Origin of the sequence: Pseudomonas fuscovaginae SE-1, assembly GCF_000364705.1 — a bacterium.
GTDB classification, from domain to species: domain Bacteria; phylum Pseudomonadota; class Gammaproteobacteria; order Pseudomonadales; family Pseudomonadaceae; genus Aquipseudomonas; species Aquipseudomonas fuscovaginae_A.
In genome coordinates this window covers 13,670-28,968 of record NZ_AQOH01000021.1, presented here as the reverse complement: position 1 = coordinate 28,968, position 15,299 = coordinate 13,670, and the positions used below count along the sequence as shown (strand labels likewise).

The 15,299-nt window shown below is 60.4% G+C and carries 13 protein-coding genes; 2 read left to right on the top strand and 11 right to left on the bottom strand.

Features of this window, described 5'->3' with window-relative positions; translation table 11 throughout:
• Positions 1 to 39 precede the first annotated feature (39 nt).
• Positions 40 to 1,002, top strand: a complete 963-nt coding sequence (locus K675_RS0103040; RefSeq protein ID WP_017902035.1) for a hypothetical protein — start codon at positions 40 to 42, stop codon at positions 1,000 to 1,002.
• Positions 1,003 to 1,044: 42 nt separating this feature from the next.
• On the opposite strand, the gene hldE is transcribed toward K675_RS0103040, so the two are convergent.
• The 5 genes from hldE to K675_RS0103015 form a co-directional block, all read right to left on the bottom strand.
• Entirely contained in the window at positions 1,045 to 2,466 is a 1,422-nt protein-coding gene (gene hldE / locus K675_RS0103035; RefSeq protein WP_026144871.1) for a bifunctional D-glycero-beta-D-manno-heptose-7-phosphate kinase/D-glycero-beta-D-manno-heptose 1-phosphate adenylyltransferase HldE, read from the bottom strand.
• Positions 2,467 to 2,529: 63 nt separating this feature from the next.
• Positions 2,530 to 3,180: an adenylyl-sulfate kinase gene (gene cysC, locus K675_RS0103030; RefSeq protein WP_017902033.1), complete on the bottom strand. Its 651-nt coding sequence runs from the start codon at positions 3,178 to 3,180 to the stop codon at positions 2,530 to 2,532.
• Entirely contained in the window at positions 3,173 to 3,880 is a 708-nt protein-coding gene (locus K675_RS0103025) for a sulfotransferase family 2 domain-containing protein (RefSeq protein ID WP_017902032.1), read from the bottom strand. Before K675_RS0103025 ends, cysC begins: the two co-directional genes overlap by 8 nt.
• A gap of 183 nt (positions 3,881 to 4,063) precedes the next feature.
• Entirely contained in the window at positions 4,064 to 5,872 is a 1,809-nt protein-coding gene (gene msbA, locus K675_RS0103020) for a lipid A export permease/ATP-binding protein MsbA (RefSeq protein WP_017902031.1), read from the bottom strand.
• Positions 5,873 to 5,887: 15 nt separating this feature from the next.
• The gene (locus K675_RS0103015) at positions 5,888 to 7,060 is read right to left on the bottom strand and encodes an O-antigen ligase family protein (protein ID WP_017902030.1); all 1,173 of its coding nucleotides are present in this window, start codon (positions 7,058 to 7,060) and stop codon (positions 5,888 to 5,890) included.
• Between the two features lie 104 nt (positions 7,061 to 7,164).
• On the opposite strand from K675_RS0103015, the gene K675_RS0103010 reads away from it, so the two are divergent.
• Positions 7,165 to 7,770, top strand: a complete 606-nt coding sequence (locus K675_RS0103010; RefSeq protein WP_037006242.1) for a toluene tolerance protein — start codon at positions 7,165 to 7,167, stop codon at positions 7,768 to 7,770.
• On the opposite strand, the gene K675_RS0103005 is transcribed toward K675_RS0103010, so the two are convergent.
• From K675_RS0103005 to K675_RS0102980, 6 genes are all read right to left on the bottom strand, one after another.
• The gene (locus K675_RS0103005; protein ID WP_026144869.1) at positions 7,756 to 8,859 is read right to left on the bottom strand and encodes a glycosyltransferase; all 1,104 of its coding nucleotides are present in this window, start codon (positions 8,857 to 8,859) and stop codon (positions 7,756 to 7,758) included. The two genes, K675_RS0103010 and K675_RS0103005, sit on opposite strands and share 15 nt — an antisense overlap.
• Before the next feature lie 153 nt (positions 8,860 to 9,012).
• The gene (locus K675_RS0103000; protein ID WP_017902026.1) at positions 9,013 to 9,969 is read right to left on the bottom strand and encodes a glycosyltransferase family protein; all 957 of its coding nucleotides are present in this window, start codon (positions 9,967 to 9,969) and stop codon (positions 9,013 to 9,015) included.
• Positions 9,970 to 9,986: 17 nt separating this feature from the next.
• Entirely contained in the window at positions 9,987 to 11,390 is a 1,404-nt protein-coding gene (locus K675_RS0102995) for a PIG-L deacetylase family protein (RefSeq protein ID WP_017902025.1), read from the bottom strand.
• Positions 11,387 to 12,283 carry a GNAT family N-acetyltransferase gene (locus tag K675_RS0102990; protein WP_017902024.1) on the bottom strand — a complete coding sequence of 299 codons (897 nt, stop codon included), beginning with the start codon at positions 12,281 to 12,283 and terminating at the stop codon, positions 11,387 to 11,389. Before K675_RS0102990 ends, K675_RS0102995 begins: the two co-directional genes overlap by 4 nt.
• On the bottom strand, positions 12,283 to 13,413 hold the full coding sequence (locus tag K675_RS0102985; RefSeq protein ID WP_017902023.1) for a glycosyltransferase: 1,131 nt from the start codon (positions 13,411 to 13,413) through the stop codon (positions 12,283 to 12,285). The genes K675_RS0102990 and K675_RS0102985 overlap by 1 nt, the downstream gene beginning before the upstream one ends.
• Positions 13,397 to 15,154 (bottom strand): carbamoyltransferase family protein, encoded by a 1,758-nt coding sequence (locus tag K675_RS0102980; protein ID WP_017902022.1) that lies wholly within the window; start codon positions 15,152 to 15,154, stop codon positions 13,397 to 13,399. Before K675_RS0102980 ends, K675_RS0102985 begins: the two co-directional genes overlap by 17 nt.
• Positions 15,155 to 15,299: the final 145 nt, after the last annotated feature.

The window sequence follows — 15,299 nt, the reverse complement described above, 5'->3', positions numbered from 1 at the left end:
CCGCCCACGCGGCCGACCCCGACGCAAGAAGGAGCCGACATGCCGCGAACACTGATCAGAAAGAACCCCAGCAACTTCAAGACCCTGCCCCTGTTCGTCGAAGCGACTCCCGAAGGCCTGAGCTACCAGAGCGTCGGGATGCCGCTGAACTTTGCGCAAACCCTGCAAAAGCGCAAACCGGTGGACGTCGCCGACGCCGGGCGCTTTGCCCTGGAACTGGCCAACCTCGGGGTTTCGGTGCGACTCACGCTGCACTGGCAGAACCGCGATTACTGGGTGCTGGTCCGCCAGCGCCGACAGGACCGTGGCGACGTGGTGCTCAAGCTGATTTCCGGCTACGTCCCGGCCCAGGAACTGAACCTGCCGCTGCACACCGCCATCCAGGAAATCGCCGAGGAGTGCCTGCTGGAAACACCGGAAGGCTGGCTCAGTGGGCGGTTCAACGACACCTGGCTGCCGGCGCCCTACTCCGCCGCCCTGCATTATCGCGAGGCGCTGCCGTTTCGCCTGACCCCACTGTCGGGCTCGGCCTTGCCGGTACGTTGCGGCGCCCAGCAACTGATGGAGCGGCCACGGGCCTACGTACACCTGCCGACCGCCTCGCTGCAACTGATCTACGACCTGCGCCTGGACGTACCACGGGAAGCCAAGTCCCTGAGCCTGTTCCATGTCGACGAGCGGTTGGAAAACGACGAACTGGTGGCCCGGCTGAACCGTTCCCGTCCCGACCTCTACCTGATGCCCCTGCAGGACGGCCAGCCCTGCGCCGAGCTGTACACGCTGAAGAAGGATCAGTTGATTGCCGCCAGCACGCGCGGCCTGTATCTGGCGGAAAGCTTCGCCCGCCAGGACGGCTGGCTGGTGCGCGATGAGCGGATACGCTGGAAGGACTGGGTCCGTCAGCAGGGATTGGAAGAGCCGGAAAAGGATTCGAAGCTCAGACGCCTGACCGGCAGGGCCCGGCAGATCCTGCGCAAGATCGTACCGGCCAAGGCCCAGTAATCGCCCACAAGCCGACCCCTGACAAGCAGGGGCCGGCGACGATCAGTTGCTGCGAATCTTCTCGACGATCGCCGTGGTCGAGCTGTTTTCCACCAGCCCCAGCACCTTCACCGTGCCGCCGTAAGCCTTGACGATGTCGGCGCCGACCACCTGGTCGATACCGTAGTCGCCACCCTTGACCAACACATCGGGCTTGACCTTGCTCAACAGGTTCTCCGGAGTCCCCTCCGGGAAACTGATCACCCAATCCACCGCGCCAAGGCCGGCCAGGACCGCCATGCGCCGATCGACGCTGTTGATCGGCCGTCCCGGACCTTTCAGGCGACTGACCGAAGCATCGTCGTTGATCGCGACAATCAACCGATCACCCTGGGCCCGCGCCTGCTCCAGATAGGTCACATGACCGGCGTGGAGGATGTCGAAGCAGCCGTTGGTGAAGACGATCCTCTCGTTGTGCGCCCGGGCGTCATCCACCGCCAGCAGCAGTTGCTCGAGCCCCAGCACCCCGCGCTCGGAACCTTCCTCGCGCTGGATGGCGCGCCGCAACTCCGGCGCGCTGATGGCCGCCGTACCCAACTTGCCAACCACGATGCCCGCCGCCAGGTTGGCCAGGGCTACGGCATGGGGCAGTTCCTCGCCGGCGGCGATGGCCGCGGCCAGGGTGGAAATCACCGTATCGCCGGCACCCGTCACATCGAACACTTCACGTGCCCGGGCCGGCAGGTGCAGGGCCGGATGATCGGGACGCAACAGGGTCATGCCGTGCTCGCCACGGGTGACCAGCAAGGCCCCCAGGTCGAGGTCCTGCATGAGCTTGGCGCCCCTGGACACCAGCTCGTGCTCGTCGGCACAAGCGCCGACGATGGCTTCGAACTCACTGAGGTTCGGCGTGATCAGGCTGGCTCCGCGATAGATCGAGAAATCCTTGCCCTTGGGATCGGCCAGCACCGGAATGCCCCGTGCCCGCGCCGCCTGGATCAGCGCCTGGTGATTCTTCAGCGCGCCCTTGCCGTAGTCGGACAGCACCAGCACCTTGATGCCTTCGAGCAGGTTGTCCACCTCGGCGCCCAGCGCCAGGGCGTCGGTGGCGAACGGTTCTTCGAAGTCGATGCGCAGCAGTTGCTGGTGACGACTCATGACCCGCAGCTTGACGATGGTCGGCTGGTGCGCAATGCGCTGGAACAGGGCGCGCACGCCCGCGCCCTTGAGACTGTTGGTCAGGCTGTCGGCGGCTTCATCGTCACCGGTGACACCCACCAGGGACGCCGGCGCACCCAGCGCGGCAATGTTCAGGGCAACGTTGGCAGCACCGCCCGGGCGGTCCTCGATCTGCTCGACCTTGACCACCGGTACCGGCGCCTCAGGGGAAATCCGTGAGGTACCACCATGCCAGTAACGGTCGAGCATGACATCGCCGACCACCAAGACAGGGGCTTGATCGAATCGCGGCATGGACAACTTCATGGAGCAACCCACATACAAAATGAACAGGGGCGCGATATTAACACAGGGTGGCCCCAGGCTAGCCTATGGCTTCAAGTGAGTGGCTTCGCCATTGGAAATTGCACCTTTATTGATCAAAAAATCCAGCAGGCGCCGGGTCGAGGCCTCCAGCGCCAGCGAGGTCGTGTCGATTTCGCAATCGGCATCGAGGGGTACCTCGTAAGGGCTGTCGAGCCCGGTGAAGTCCTTGATCCGCCCGGCCAGGGCCGCCTTGTACAGCCCCTTGGGGTCGCGCTGGGAACAGACGTCGAAGGGCGTGCTGACATAGACGCAGGAGAACTCCTGCGGCTTGAACAGCGAGCGGGCCTGATCACGGTCGGCGCGAAACGGTGAAATCGCCGAGACGATAACGATCAACCCGGCATCGACCATTAGCCGCGCCACCTCGGACACCCGCCGGATGTTTTCCTTGCGGGCCTTTGCAGACATGCCAAGGTCGCCGCACAAGCCGTTGCGCACGTTGTCGCCATCGAGCAGGAAGGTATGCAGGCCGCGCTGGTTGAGTTGCACTTCGAGGGCATTGGCCAGGGTCGACTTGCCCGCTCCCGACAACCCGGTCAGCCAGATGCAGCAGGGGCGCTGATGCTTGATCGCCGCCCGCTGCGCCGTGGAAAGCGCCAGGGTATAGGGACGGATCTGCGGTTTTTCCAGAGGAATCGTTGCCAGTCTATTCATAGCCCAGTAGCTCATAGTCTCGTTGGTAGACGCGACGAACCAGTCGACGGGTTCTTGCAGTGCAGAAATCTCTGGCCGGTGCACGATTACGCAGGGCCGAATGATTCAGATGAGGCAGGTGCAGATCGACCCCAATTTTTTCACATACCGCCTGAAAGTCATTCTCGATGTTTTCCTGATAACCAATGAAGTCCAGAGAAAGATGCCCCAGGGAGGTGGTAATGAAATCTGTCTGAGGAGCAAAATGAAGTTGCCTGCGGACGTTGTCCGCGTCCAACCAGCGACAAACCAGATCATCGAAGTCCCGGTATGAATCCATCAGTGCCTTGGCCGGAAGATCCCTCCGATACTCCTCGCCTCTGACTTTCAGATAGGTATAGGCCGAATAGGCTCGTTCCAGTGGATCGCGAACAAAGGCAAACTTGAAGCTGCTGGCAAACTGCTCCGGGAACTGCTGTTCATACCAATACAAAGGCAGGTGCCCCGGCGTCCAGCCATTGAACAGGGCGGAACTGATACTACTTCCCGCACACTTGGGGACGTGGATGAACAGGCAAGAGCGAGCCTTGAAAGGATCTGGAAATTTTACATTGGCCGACATTGCCTTGTTCACCACCTGCCGGTCGACCACAGACAGCCGGTCCAGCAGGAATGAACGCTGGGACTTGGGCAACAACTTCCATAGATAGCGCTGAAACATCCCAAAACCTGCACGAAGAGGATGGCCTCTTCGAAGTTGTCATCGATTCATTGCAGAACAATAACAAGGTCTATAGCCGGAAATATTTAGGCTTCGTCAAGAATGTAATCAGCCTGATACAAAAGGAAGTATCAGGCCAAGGGAAATTGCTAAGGCGAGCCTGCAAGCCCTGGCTTGCAGGCTTCAGGCAATGCCGGTGGAAGTTGGTTCTTCGAGACCGATGGAATGCAGACGTGCGTAGTAACCGTTCTTTTCCAACAACTGGGAATGAGTGCCACGTTCAACGATACGCCCCTGATCCATCACCAGGATCAGATCGGCCTTCTCGATAGTCGAGAGACGATGGGCAATCACCAGGGTGGTACGCCCTTCCATGACATGATCCAAGGCCCCCTGAATATGTCGCTCGGACTCGGTATCGAGCGCCGAAGTGGCCTCGTCGAGAATCAGTAACGGGGCGTTCTTCAACAATGCCCGGGCAATGGCCAGGCGCTGGCGCTGACCACCGGAGAGCAGCACACCGTTTTCGCCGACTTGAGTATCCAGGCCGTTGGGTAGCTGATCGATAAAGTCCTTGGCATAAGCATCGGCCGCCGCTTTCTCGATATCCTCACGCGGCGCTCCAGCCAGGTCGCCATAAGCAATATTGTTGGCTACCGTATCGCTGAACAACGTCACGCTCTGGGTCACCTGGGCAATGTGGCGGCGCAGATTCAACAACCGATAATCCTCGATATCCACTCCATCGAGCAGAATCTCTCCAACTTCGTGGTGATAGAACCGTGGAATCAGATTGGCCAGAGTCGACTTTCCACTGCCGGAACGTCCTACCAGCGCAACCATTTGCCCAGGCGCAGCGGAAAAAGAGATATCGTCCAGCACCAGACGATCAGTACCGGGGTAGGCAAAGCTCAGCCCGCGTACCTCCAGATGCCCGGTAACCGTATCGCGCTCCACAGTCCCATGGTCGACCTCAGGCTCGACATCCAACTGCTCGAAAATGCTCTCAGCTCCAGCCACACCTTTCTGAATGGTAGAACTGACCTCCGAAAGCTGACGGATAGGCTTTGGCAGTAGACCCGCCGCCGTAATGTATGCCACCAGGTCGCCAGCCGTCGCATCGCCGCGCAGAAACAGAACCAGGAACATCAGAACCGCCATGGCAACGTAAATCACCAGTTGAAGCATCGGCGTATAGACGGCACCAGTCTTGGTCATGCGCATTTGCTTATCGGTATTGCTCTGGCTGGCCTTGGCAAAGCGTTGCTGCTCGTAACTCTCACCGCCAAAGCTGCGCACCACGCGATAACCCTGGATGGTTTCGGAGGCCACGTGAGTGACGTCCCCCATGGCGACCTGAATCTTCTTGCTCTGCTTGCGGAATTTCTTGCTGGTACTACCGACCATTACGGCGATCAGAGGCAGGATAGCCAGCATCACCAGCGTCAGCTTCCAGTTCATCCACAACAGATAGACGAACAGGAACACCACGGTCAGCCCTTCACGAATCACGACCTTGATGGCGTCGGTCGCGGCGCCGGTGACCATGGTCACGTTGAAGGTGATCCGCGAAATCAGATGTCCGGAGTTGTGACTATCGAAATAACGGTTGGGCAGGACCAACAACTTGTTGAACAACTCGACACGCAAATCATGCACCAACCCCAGTGAAACCTTGGCCAGATAGTAGTTCCCCAGGTACGAACCCAATCCCTGCCACGCCGCAATGGCCACGATCAGCAGGGGAACCGCCTGCAGCAGTTGCAGGTCGCGCAGGTAGGGCGTGTGGGGGAACAGCACCGCTTCCGGGTTGGTCAATCCGTCGACGAAGTATTTGAGGATTCCCGCCAGCATCGGCTGAGTCGAGGCGAATATCACGAAGCCAATGATGCTCAGCACAAAGATGCCGATATAGGGCGCCACATAACTCAGCAGCCTGAAGTAGATTTTCAGGCTTGAAGTCTGTCCCGTTTCGGACGGTGCATTACTCATCGTAAAGCTCACTGATCATATAGAACGGGGAATCTTATCACAGGCTTTATCGGAGCCCCTTGCCCAGGCCGAAACCACCGCCAGACCGACCGGCAACCAGGTGATGAACCATTCGGCCCGAGGCGTTCCGGTCAAGCTGGCCGCATCGAATTGCATGGCCACGGTCGAGAACACCCACACCCCCAGAAGACCTTGCCCGAACAGGGTATGACGGGAGCGCCAAGCCTCACTCAAGGTTGCCAGCCAAACAGTGATCCAGAGCAGTAGACCTGGAATGCCCAACTCGATAGCAACATGTGTCAGCAGGTTGTGCGAATGATCAAAGTACAGATCGGCGGCGAAAACCCTATAGGCGCTTTCCAGACCCAGTCCGGTCCAAGGGTGTTCGGCAATCATCTGCAGGCTGGCCATGAAGATCTGCGGCCGATAAGAGACACCACGCCCCAGCATAAGGGGAGCAAGCAGCCAGAAAACCACAATGGCAAAGAGCAGCGAAAAGATGGCCAGCAAGCGTGCCTGTCGGTCGCGACGCCAAAGCGGTGCAGCCAGAATCGTCGCCAGCAACGCAACGGCTACGCCCCGACTCTGGCACAGCACCACAAATGCACAGAGCGCCCCCAGCGCCAGAAACCAGACACCACGCATCAGGTGCGAAGACGGAAGCCAAAAAAGCATCCAGACCATTGCCAGGCCCAACGCATATCCACCTAGAATGGGGTGTGCCAGTTCACCCAATCCCGTCAGACGCCCAATCCAGGGATTGCCTTCCACCCAGTAGAAACGAATGATTGCCAACAGGGCTACCAAAGCCAGCCCCAGCCCCCCCCACTGCATCAGTCGTATCACCCGCTCCGGGCGGCCATCGGCAAGAATCGGAAAGAACAACAGGAAAACCAGGATATAGAGCAACCTTTTGGGGCCACGCGTGAGGTCTGGTTCCTGACTCCACAGCATCGAGATCAGCGCCCAGCAGAACAATGCCAATACCGATAGGCATAGCAGGCGCTGTGCGCGCCAGAGTTCAACAAACCTGCTACGGGCGGACCAGGCGAGGCACAAGGTCGGCACCCATAGAAAGAGCGCCATACCCTGCTGATAGATCTTGTTGGTCGGAGCCAAGGCAATTGCCAGCAAAAACCATAAAAAGGCAAAACCCATCAAACCCTGCGTCCAACGATTTGTATACATCCAGTTCTCCTAACCCACCCGGCGACAAAACTGCCATGGTGGAAACGACTACTTTTGGGCATTATTGTCCGTCACATGGCACGCAATCCCAAAAGGTTTCAACGATGCAATGCTCCCGACTTTCAAACTCCGCCTTGAACTCACTGGTCGACGGCGCGAGAATTCTCGAGGCCGACAGCTTCGGCGCGAAAGTCTACCTGCTGCAAGATGGAAAAATCCTTAAACTGTTTCGTCGCAAACGCTTTTTTTCGTCCGCATTACTGCGACCCTATTCGAAGCGCTTTATCGACAATACGTTTCAACTGACCAGGTTGGGTGTTCCCACACTCACGGTTCTGGACTGCTACACCCTGGAAGCACCCGGCATGACTGCTGTGCTTTATCAACCACTGCCTGGACAGACACTGCGACAAATCGCACATGAGCCAGGCTTCAACTGGCAACAGATACTACCGGCACTGATAGACCTGATCCGCAACTTGCATGAAGCGGGTATCTATTTTCGCTCCCTGCACCTGGGCAATGTCGTCAAGACCCCACAGGGTCAACTGGGGTTGATCGATGTCGCCGACATGCGCTTTCTCAAGGCGCCGTTGCCCCAACGCCTGGTCAAGCGCAATCTGCAGCACTTTGCTCGCTACCTCGGTCGTGAACAGCTCAGCGGCGATTTCCCGCTCAAGACCCTCGAACAGGCACTACTCTCCAATTGACAGCAGAGCACGCACGCCTTGGCGAAATCGCTGCCAGGAGCCTCGAGGATCGAGCGCGGCATCCTGTTCGCGGGCAACCTGAAGCCCCGACTGCTCGACAACTTTCAACATGGCCTGTGCCCAGGCACTGGCATCATCAACCGGAACATAGCAGGCCGCATCGCCCAACTGCTCGCGGAAAACGTCCAGATCGCTGAGCAGAACCGGCACCCCTGCCAGCACCGCCTCCTGAACAATCAAGCCCAACCCCTCGGCGCGCGACGGAACCACCAGCCAGTCGAAAGCTCTGAAAAAACGAGCAGCATCGTCGATATGACCAGGCAGAAACACCTTGCCGCCAAGGCCAAGACGCGCTACCCGAGCCTCAAGCGCAGTACGCTCAAGTCCTTCACCGATGATCCATAGACGTGCACTGGGGCATTCGACACTCAAACGGGAAAAGGCCTCGAGCAGACAGGCAAAGCCCTTGTCGGGCACCAGTCGGCCGACTGCACCAAACACCGGCCCCGCATCGACGGGAATCTCCAATATCTGCCGTGCCTGCTCCCGCGTCGCCGCCACGGTGAGAAAAGATTCAGGCTCCAGTGCGGTACGCAGCGTCATCACTGGCAACTGCAAATCCGCCTGCAGGCTGGCCGACAACGTCTTGGAAACTGCCACCAGTTGCAACTGAGAAGCTGGAAGCCGGGCGAACAACGCAAGATCCGCGGGCCTGAGGCGGGTTTGCCCGTGAAAGAGCACAACGACCCGCAACTCGGGCAGCTTTCCGATGCAAGAAAGCAGGGCACGAGCAGCCCCGATCCCATCCAGCAACACGACCTGCGCGTTGCTGTTCTGGAGGGCACGAAGAAAACGAATGCGGAGCCAAGGTGTCAGCAAACGCGACAGCCTTCGCCCCTTCAGCGCGGCAGTCGACAATCGCCATTCACGACACTGCCCGAATATGCTCGAATCCGGGATGCCTTGGCCCTGCAGCAACCAGGTCTCTACCGGGCTACCAGGATCAAGTTGGGAAAGTACCTGTTGATGCACTTTATGTACGGACACATAGGGTGCACCGCCAGACCACATCACATTGATAATACTCAACGGATCGCCCCGCCGCTCTCGAACGCGAACATAGTGCCACTCGGACCCCATTCAATAACAACAAAAAGCTCCAGTGGCAGCTTTATCCGCTTCCTTGCGTTGGCGCTCAGGAGAACCTCTTGAAAGCCTGACACGAACGACATCAAATTGCCACTAAACACCTATCCGCAAACGAAGGCGCTCAACCCAGCTCAAGGCAGGATGAGGGCGTAAAGCCGGCCGCATCACCTCGACGACACGCTGACCGATCCGGGAAAAACCGTAATGAGCAACCGCGAGGTCGCGCCCATTGCGCGCAATGCGGGCGGCCAGATCAGCATCGGCGCGCAACAGGGCCAGCTTTTCCTGCAACTGCGGAATCGTCTGGTAGAAGACCACGTTGTGCATGTCCACCAACCCCAAGGCACGGTTTTCCGCTTCCCCCTGATCATAGGCCAGCAACACGCAACCACAGGCCAGGGCCTCGAAGTTCTTGATCATGTATTCGCCCATGCCAACATCGGCACTGACGAAGAACCGAATGCGGTTGAGCGTATCGCGATACTCGTCACCGGACTTGGTCCGCGTGACCAGCAACGGCTCGACCTGCGCCAATTCATCCAGCAGAGCCTTGCGCCCACTGTAGGCGACACTGTTGGTACTGCCAACGAATGCCAGTTCGATATCCCGCTCGCGCCCCTGGTCGGCCAGCAGGCTCTGATCGTAGCCCTTGGGTACGAATACCGCGTCAAAACCCTCTTCGCGCAAGCGCTCGCTGACCATGAACCCGGAGCTGATCACCCGCGCCCAAGGTAACCGCCGATAGTGCCTGCTGAACTTCCCGGTGTACTTGCAGGGGATGTAATTCTGATAGGCATCGTGTTCCAGAATCACCAGGTTGGGAATCGTACGAATGAACCCGACCTGGCGGATTTCCTGCTTGAAACGCAGGAAGAACACGATACGGTCATAACGCGATACATCGACGTGTCGACGAAAATAACCTCGCAGATCACGTTGTTCCTCACTACTGAGCCAACGCAGGTCGCATTCGCAATTGGCGGCAATACCGTCGTAGAAACGGTCCAGAATGGCCCGTTGTTCTTTCTGTACCAGAAACAGAACTTTCATGTCCTTCCTTGCCACCGTCAAAGGCGCCAGAACAGCTCGTGCCTGCGCACGGCCTTGCGGAAAAATTCATTCTCGCCATAAGGCGACTTGTTACGTAATGCCAACAGACACTGCAGCAGACGGCGCAGTCGCCGCTTGAACGGCGCCCGCGGCTGCAGGTCATGCATCATGCCCAGCGCCATGGCCTTGTCGCGCTGCTGCTCCAGCGACAGCGACAGGCAATAGGGCCGCATCGCCCGCGCGGCATCGAAGACCGGCGGCAAGGCGACTCCCGCACCTGAATCGCCCATGGGCCAGCGATCGTTGTCATGCAGGTGGTTGGCATAGCCCAGCAACGTCGTCGGCTGCCACTCCAGCCCCGTCAGCGCCTCCAGCACCGCCGCCTGGGCACAGATATGGTCCGGATGCGGATCGAGTGAAGGATGCGGTAACACAATTACCTGGGGCCGGGCCCGATTCAGCAACTCACGCAGGTCGGCCAGCAGGTTGTTCCAACTGGGCACGCCATCGCGGTCACCCGGCAAGGCGAACGGGTTGAGCTGGCGGAACAGGCGGATATCGTCCAGCTCGGCCTCGCGGGACGCCACCGGCTGGTCCGGGGCGGCCTGCATGGCCGGCAACTGCAGGCAGAAATAGCCGAGCTGCACGCAATGCTCCTGGGGCACACCAGCCCAACGCGGCACCGCGATGCTGTCCCAGGCCCGCAGGCGCCCCTTCAGACGAGCCGCTTCGGCACGGGGCAAGCCCATCGCCTGGTAGTGTTCGGCTTCGATTTCACCCGCGGTCAGGGTCACGATCCAGGTTTCATCGGCCTGGCTGTACAGACCGTAGGCCGCCAACTCGGCATCGTCGGCATGCGGAGCGATCACCATGACCCGCTGGCGCCGCAGGTCCGGCTGGCGGAAAATCCATAGCATCGGCTCACCGAGCAAGCGACAGAAACGCCCGCGCAAACGCAACGAGCCGGTAGTCAGCGCCGGGGCAAAGCCACCCAGGTTGAGATAACGCAAACCATTGACGCCGCGCTCGAACGCCTGGCGATCGGAGGATTGCGCGCTCTCGATTTCGACTGCCGGATCGAGGAAGCGCCCCAGCCAGCGGCTCTTGAGCCTGACCGCCAGGATCAGGGTTTCCTCCCCGTCCAGTGCAAGGGCATCGTCCAGTTTCAACAGCCCACCGTCGAGACGGGCAGCAACCTGCTCACTGCCCTCGGGAAAGGCATATTGATAATCGTCGCCCGGGGAATAGAACAGGTGATCGGCAAACCACGCCTCATGGGCAACCCAGGCCATCACCGCCAGAACCAACGGCAGCCACCAGGCCACCAGCAGGCCGATCACGACCAGCAGCACCAGAGCAACCAGCAGCGCCAGTCGCTTGTTACGGCGATGACGCTTGAGCAACTGCTGTTTACGGCTCATACCTTGAACACCGGCACGGGGTTGCACCAACGATCCTTGTACTCACGGTCCGCACGCCCGAACGAAAAGCGCAACGCCTTGCCCAGCGTCCGAGCCTCTTCCCAGGCACTCTGGGTGTTGAGGAAGCTCAGCACGCTGCCCGGACTGAAGGCCCGGGTCTCGGGATCGACGCCGCCGTTGATGTACTCGACGCTGATCCACTCGGGGGCCTCCACCCGGTAGATCAACTGCACCGCGATCGGCGCATCGTTGAGAAAGATCACCGAACCGACCAGCAGTTCGCGCAGCAGCTCGATGACCTCGGCCATACGCTCCGCGCCGGTGGCCGCGAAGCCCCAGCGGCGCTGGAACAGATCGCAATAGATCGCCGCCAGTTCGGCACTGGAAAACTCGCCGACCGGGCGCACCACGCCGCCCGCCTCTTCGAGCAGGCGCAGTTCACGACGCTGGTTGTAGCGAAACTTCTTCGACAGGTCCTCCGGCGTGCGGGCCATCGCCAACTGTTCGGTCTGCACCTGCAGGCCGCTGAACCGGTCGGCATTCACCTCGGACAGATAACGGCCACGGTGCCGCAACGGCGCCAGCGCACCGGCAGCCGCCGGCAGGATCAGTTCGGCATTGCCGAGATCGAACAGGCCCTTCTTGCCCTGGCGCTTGAGCACGTCCTTGGACAACGCCAGGTCACGGCCCCAGGTCGCAATCGCCGCCTTGAGCTCGCCACCCTGCTCGAAAGCCAGATAGCGCACCGGTATCCCGGCAAGGCCGGCCAGACGCTCGACCACCAGCGGATGCGTCGCGACGCTGCCACCAAAACGCTGCCAGGCTTCGTGGTAGGTCACGGCATCGACCACTGACCAGCCGCGCTCGCGCCAACCCTGGAATAGGTTGAGCATCAGGCCTCCGCTGTCAGGTCGGTGACTTGTGGCAGATGCCAGAAGGCCTCACGGACAGCCTGATCCGAGAACCTTTCGCGCAGCCGCGCCAGCATCCGTTCGGCACAGGCCCGACGCTGCTCGTCATCCAGCGCGGCCAGGTGCCGCAGTCCCTGGGCCAGGTGCTCGGCATCGCCAAGGGGGAAAAGAATCCCGACGCCTTCGACCACTTCCCTGGCGCCGCCACAGGCAGTGGCCAACAGCGGCACGCCAGCCGCCATGGCCTCCAGCAGGACCATGCCGAACGGCTCGTGATCGGAGCTCAGGGCAAAAACGTCGAATCCACGGAAGTAAAGGCGCGCCTGCGGGACCTGACCGAGAAACAGCACCCGCTCGGCGATCCCGAGCTCGGCGGCCAACGCCTTCAGTTTTTCCTCCAGGCGGCCGGTACCGAGTATCGCCAGCCGGCTGTTGGCCGGCAGCCGATCCAGAGCCTGGGCAAAACCACGGATCAGGGTCGCCTGGTCCTTGTCCGGATGCAGCCGGCCGACATTGCCGACGATCCAGGCGTCAGCCGGCAGCCCCAGGGCTGCCCGCGCCTCGGCCGCCGGCAGCTGCGAAGCTTGCAGTGCCTCGATGTCGATACGGTTGTAGAGCGTGCGAATCCGCCCGGTCGGCCACTTCGGCAGGCACTGGCGCATATCGTCGCGTACGGCATCGGAAACGCCGAGCAGGCTCAGGCGCTTGCGAAACAGGTGGGCGAACAGTTTGCGACTGCCCCGGACATAATCACCGAATGCATGGTGCACGCCGATGACCGGCAACGAGGTACCGAGCAAGGCGATGTAGATCGGCTTGAAGCGATGGGCGATGCAGAAGCTGAAGTCGCGCGAGGCGGCGATCTTGCGCAGATCGCCGATGGCACCGAGCTTGAGACCACGGATAGCCTTGGAGTCGTACTCCATGAACAGCACTTCGTCCGACGCACAGTTCGCGGCCACCTCGGCATCGGCGGCACCGGTGAGAAACACCGTGGTCACCCGATAGCCGGAACCGCTGAACAGGCTGGCGTACTGACGGGCACAATCGAGGAAAGGCCCGTCATAGCCGTGGCAGAACTGCAGCACATGGCGCTCAGCCGAGCGTTTCATAAGCATCCGCGCCGTCTTTGACCACCAGGATGTCTTCCATGATCAGGTACTGCAGATCGGAACCGAAGAACATGTTAAGGGCGTCGGTCGGCGAGCAGATCATCGGCTCGCCACGACGGTTCAGCGAGGTATTCAGCGACACGCCGTTGCCGGTCAGCACTTCCAGGGCCTTCATCATGTCGTAGTAGCGCGGGTTGTATTCGCGCTTGAGCACCTGGGCGCGGGACGTACCGTCTTCGTGGACGACTTCCGGCACGCGGGTCTTCCACTCCTCGGCCACTTCGAAAGTGAAGGTCATGAACGGCGCCGGATGATCGATCTTGATCATCTGCGGCGCAACGGTGTCGAGCATCGACGGGCAGAAAGGCCTCCAGCGCTCGCGGAACTTGATCTGGTGGTTGATCCGGTCCGCCACGCCGGCGACGCTTGGGCAACCGATGATCGAACGACCGCCCAAGGCACGTGGACCGAACTCCATGCGCCCCTGGAACCAGGCCACCGGATTGCCATCGACCATGATCCTGGCGATCTGCTCCGGCATGTTGTTCAGCTTGCGCCACTTCGGCGCATTCGGATGACGGGCACAGGCCGCGATCACGTCTTCATTGCTGTAGGACGGGCCGAGGTAGACGTGCTCCATTTTCTCCACCGGCACACCGCGGGCGTGAGAGACGTACGCGGCCGCCCCGACGGCAGTACCGGCGTCGCCGGAAGCCGGTTGGACGAACAGTTCCTTGAGGTCATCGCGGGCGATGATCTTCTGGTTCAGCTTGACGTTCAGCGCGCAGCCACCCGCGAAGGCCAGCTTGCCGGTTTCCTTGAGGATGTCACCCAGGTAGTGGTCGATCATCTGCAGGGCCAGCTTCTCGAACAGCGCCTGCATGCTGGCGGCGTAGTGGATGTAAGGCTCGTCGGCGATGTCGCCTTCGCGCTTGGGCCCCAGCCACTCGATCAGCTTCGGCGAGAAGTAGAAGCCCTTGCCCTTTTCCTTGTAGCGACGCAGGCCGATGACGTTGGCATACTCGGTGTTGATCACCAGCTCGCCATTCTCGAAGGAGGCCAGGCGCGAGAAGTCGTACTTGCTGGCGTCGCCGTAGGGGGCCATGCCCATGACCTTGAATTCGCCGTCGAGCATTTCGAAGCCGAGGAACTCGGTGATCGCGCCATACAGGCCACCCAGGGAATCCGGATCGAAGAACTCCTTGATCTTGTGGATCCTGCCGTTTTCACCGTAGCCGAAGAAGGTGGTGGCGTATTCACCCTTGCCGTCGATCCCGAGGATCGCGGTCTTCTCCTTGAAGCCGGAGCAGTGATAGGCGCTGGAAGCGTGGGCCAGGTGATGCTCGACCGGCTCGATCTTGATCTTCTTCGGATCGAAGCCCAACTGCTCCAGGCACCAGACGATTTTCCTGCGATAGCGCTTGTAGCGACGGTTGCCCATCAGGATCGCATCGAGGGCGCGATCCGGGGCATACCAGTAACGTTTGGCGTAGTGCCAGCGGGCCTTGCCGAACAGGCTGATCGGGGCGAACGGGATCGCCACCACGTCAACATCGGACGGCTTGATGCCAGCCTGCTCCAGGCAGAACTTCGCCGATTCGTAGGGCATGCGGTTCTTTGCATGTTTGTCGCGTACGAAGCGCTCTTCCTCGGCGGCCGCGATCAGCTTGCCGTCGATGTACAGGGCTGCGGAAGGATCATGGCTAAGGGCGCCGGACAGGCCAAGAATCGTCAATGCCACAGGGGTCTAGCCTCTTTAAGTCAGCATGCAGGCGGCAAAGCGCCTCTAGAAAAATGTGTCCTCGCAAGGGGCGAGAAACAGCTAAAGGGCGGGATTATAGCGTAAAAGCGGCGACAAGCCTCTAGCGGCAAGCCGTGAGTGACCG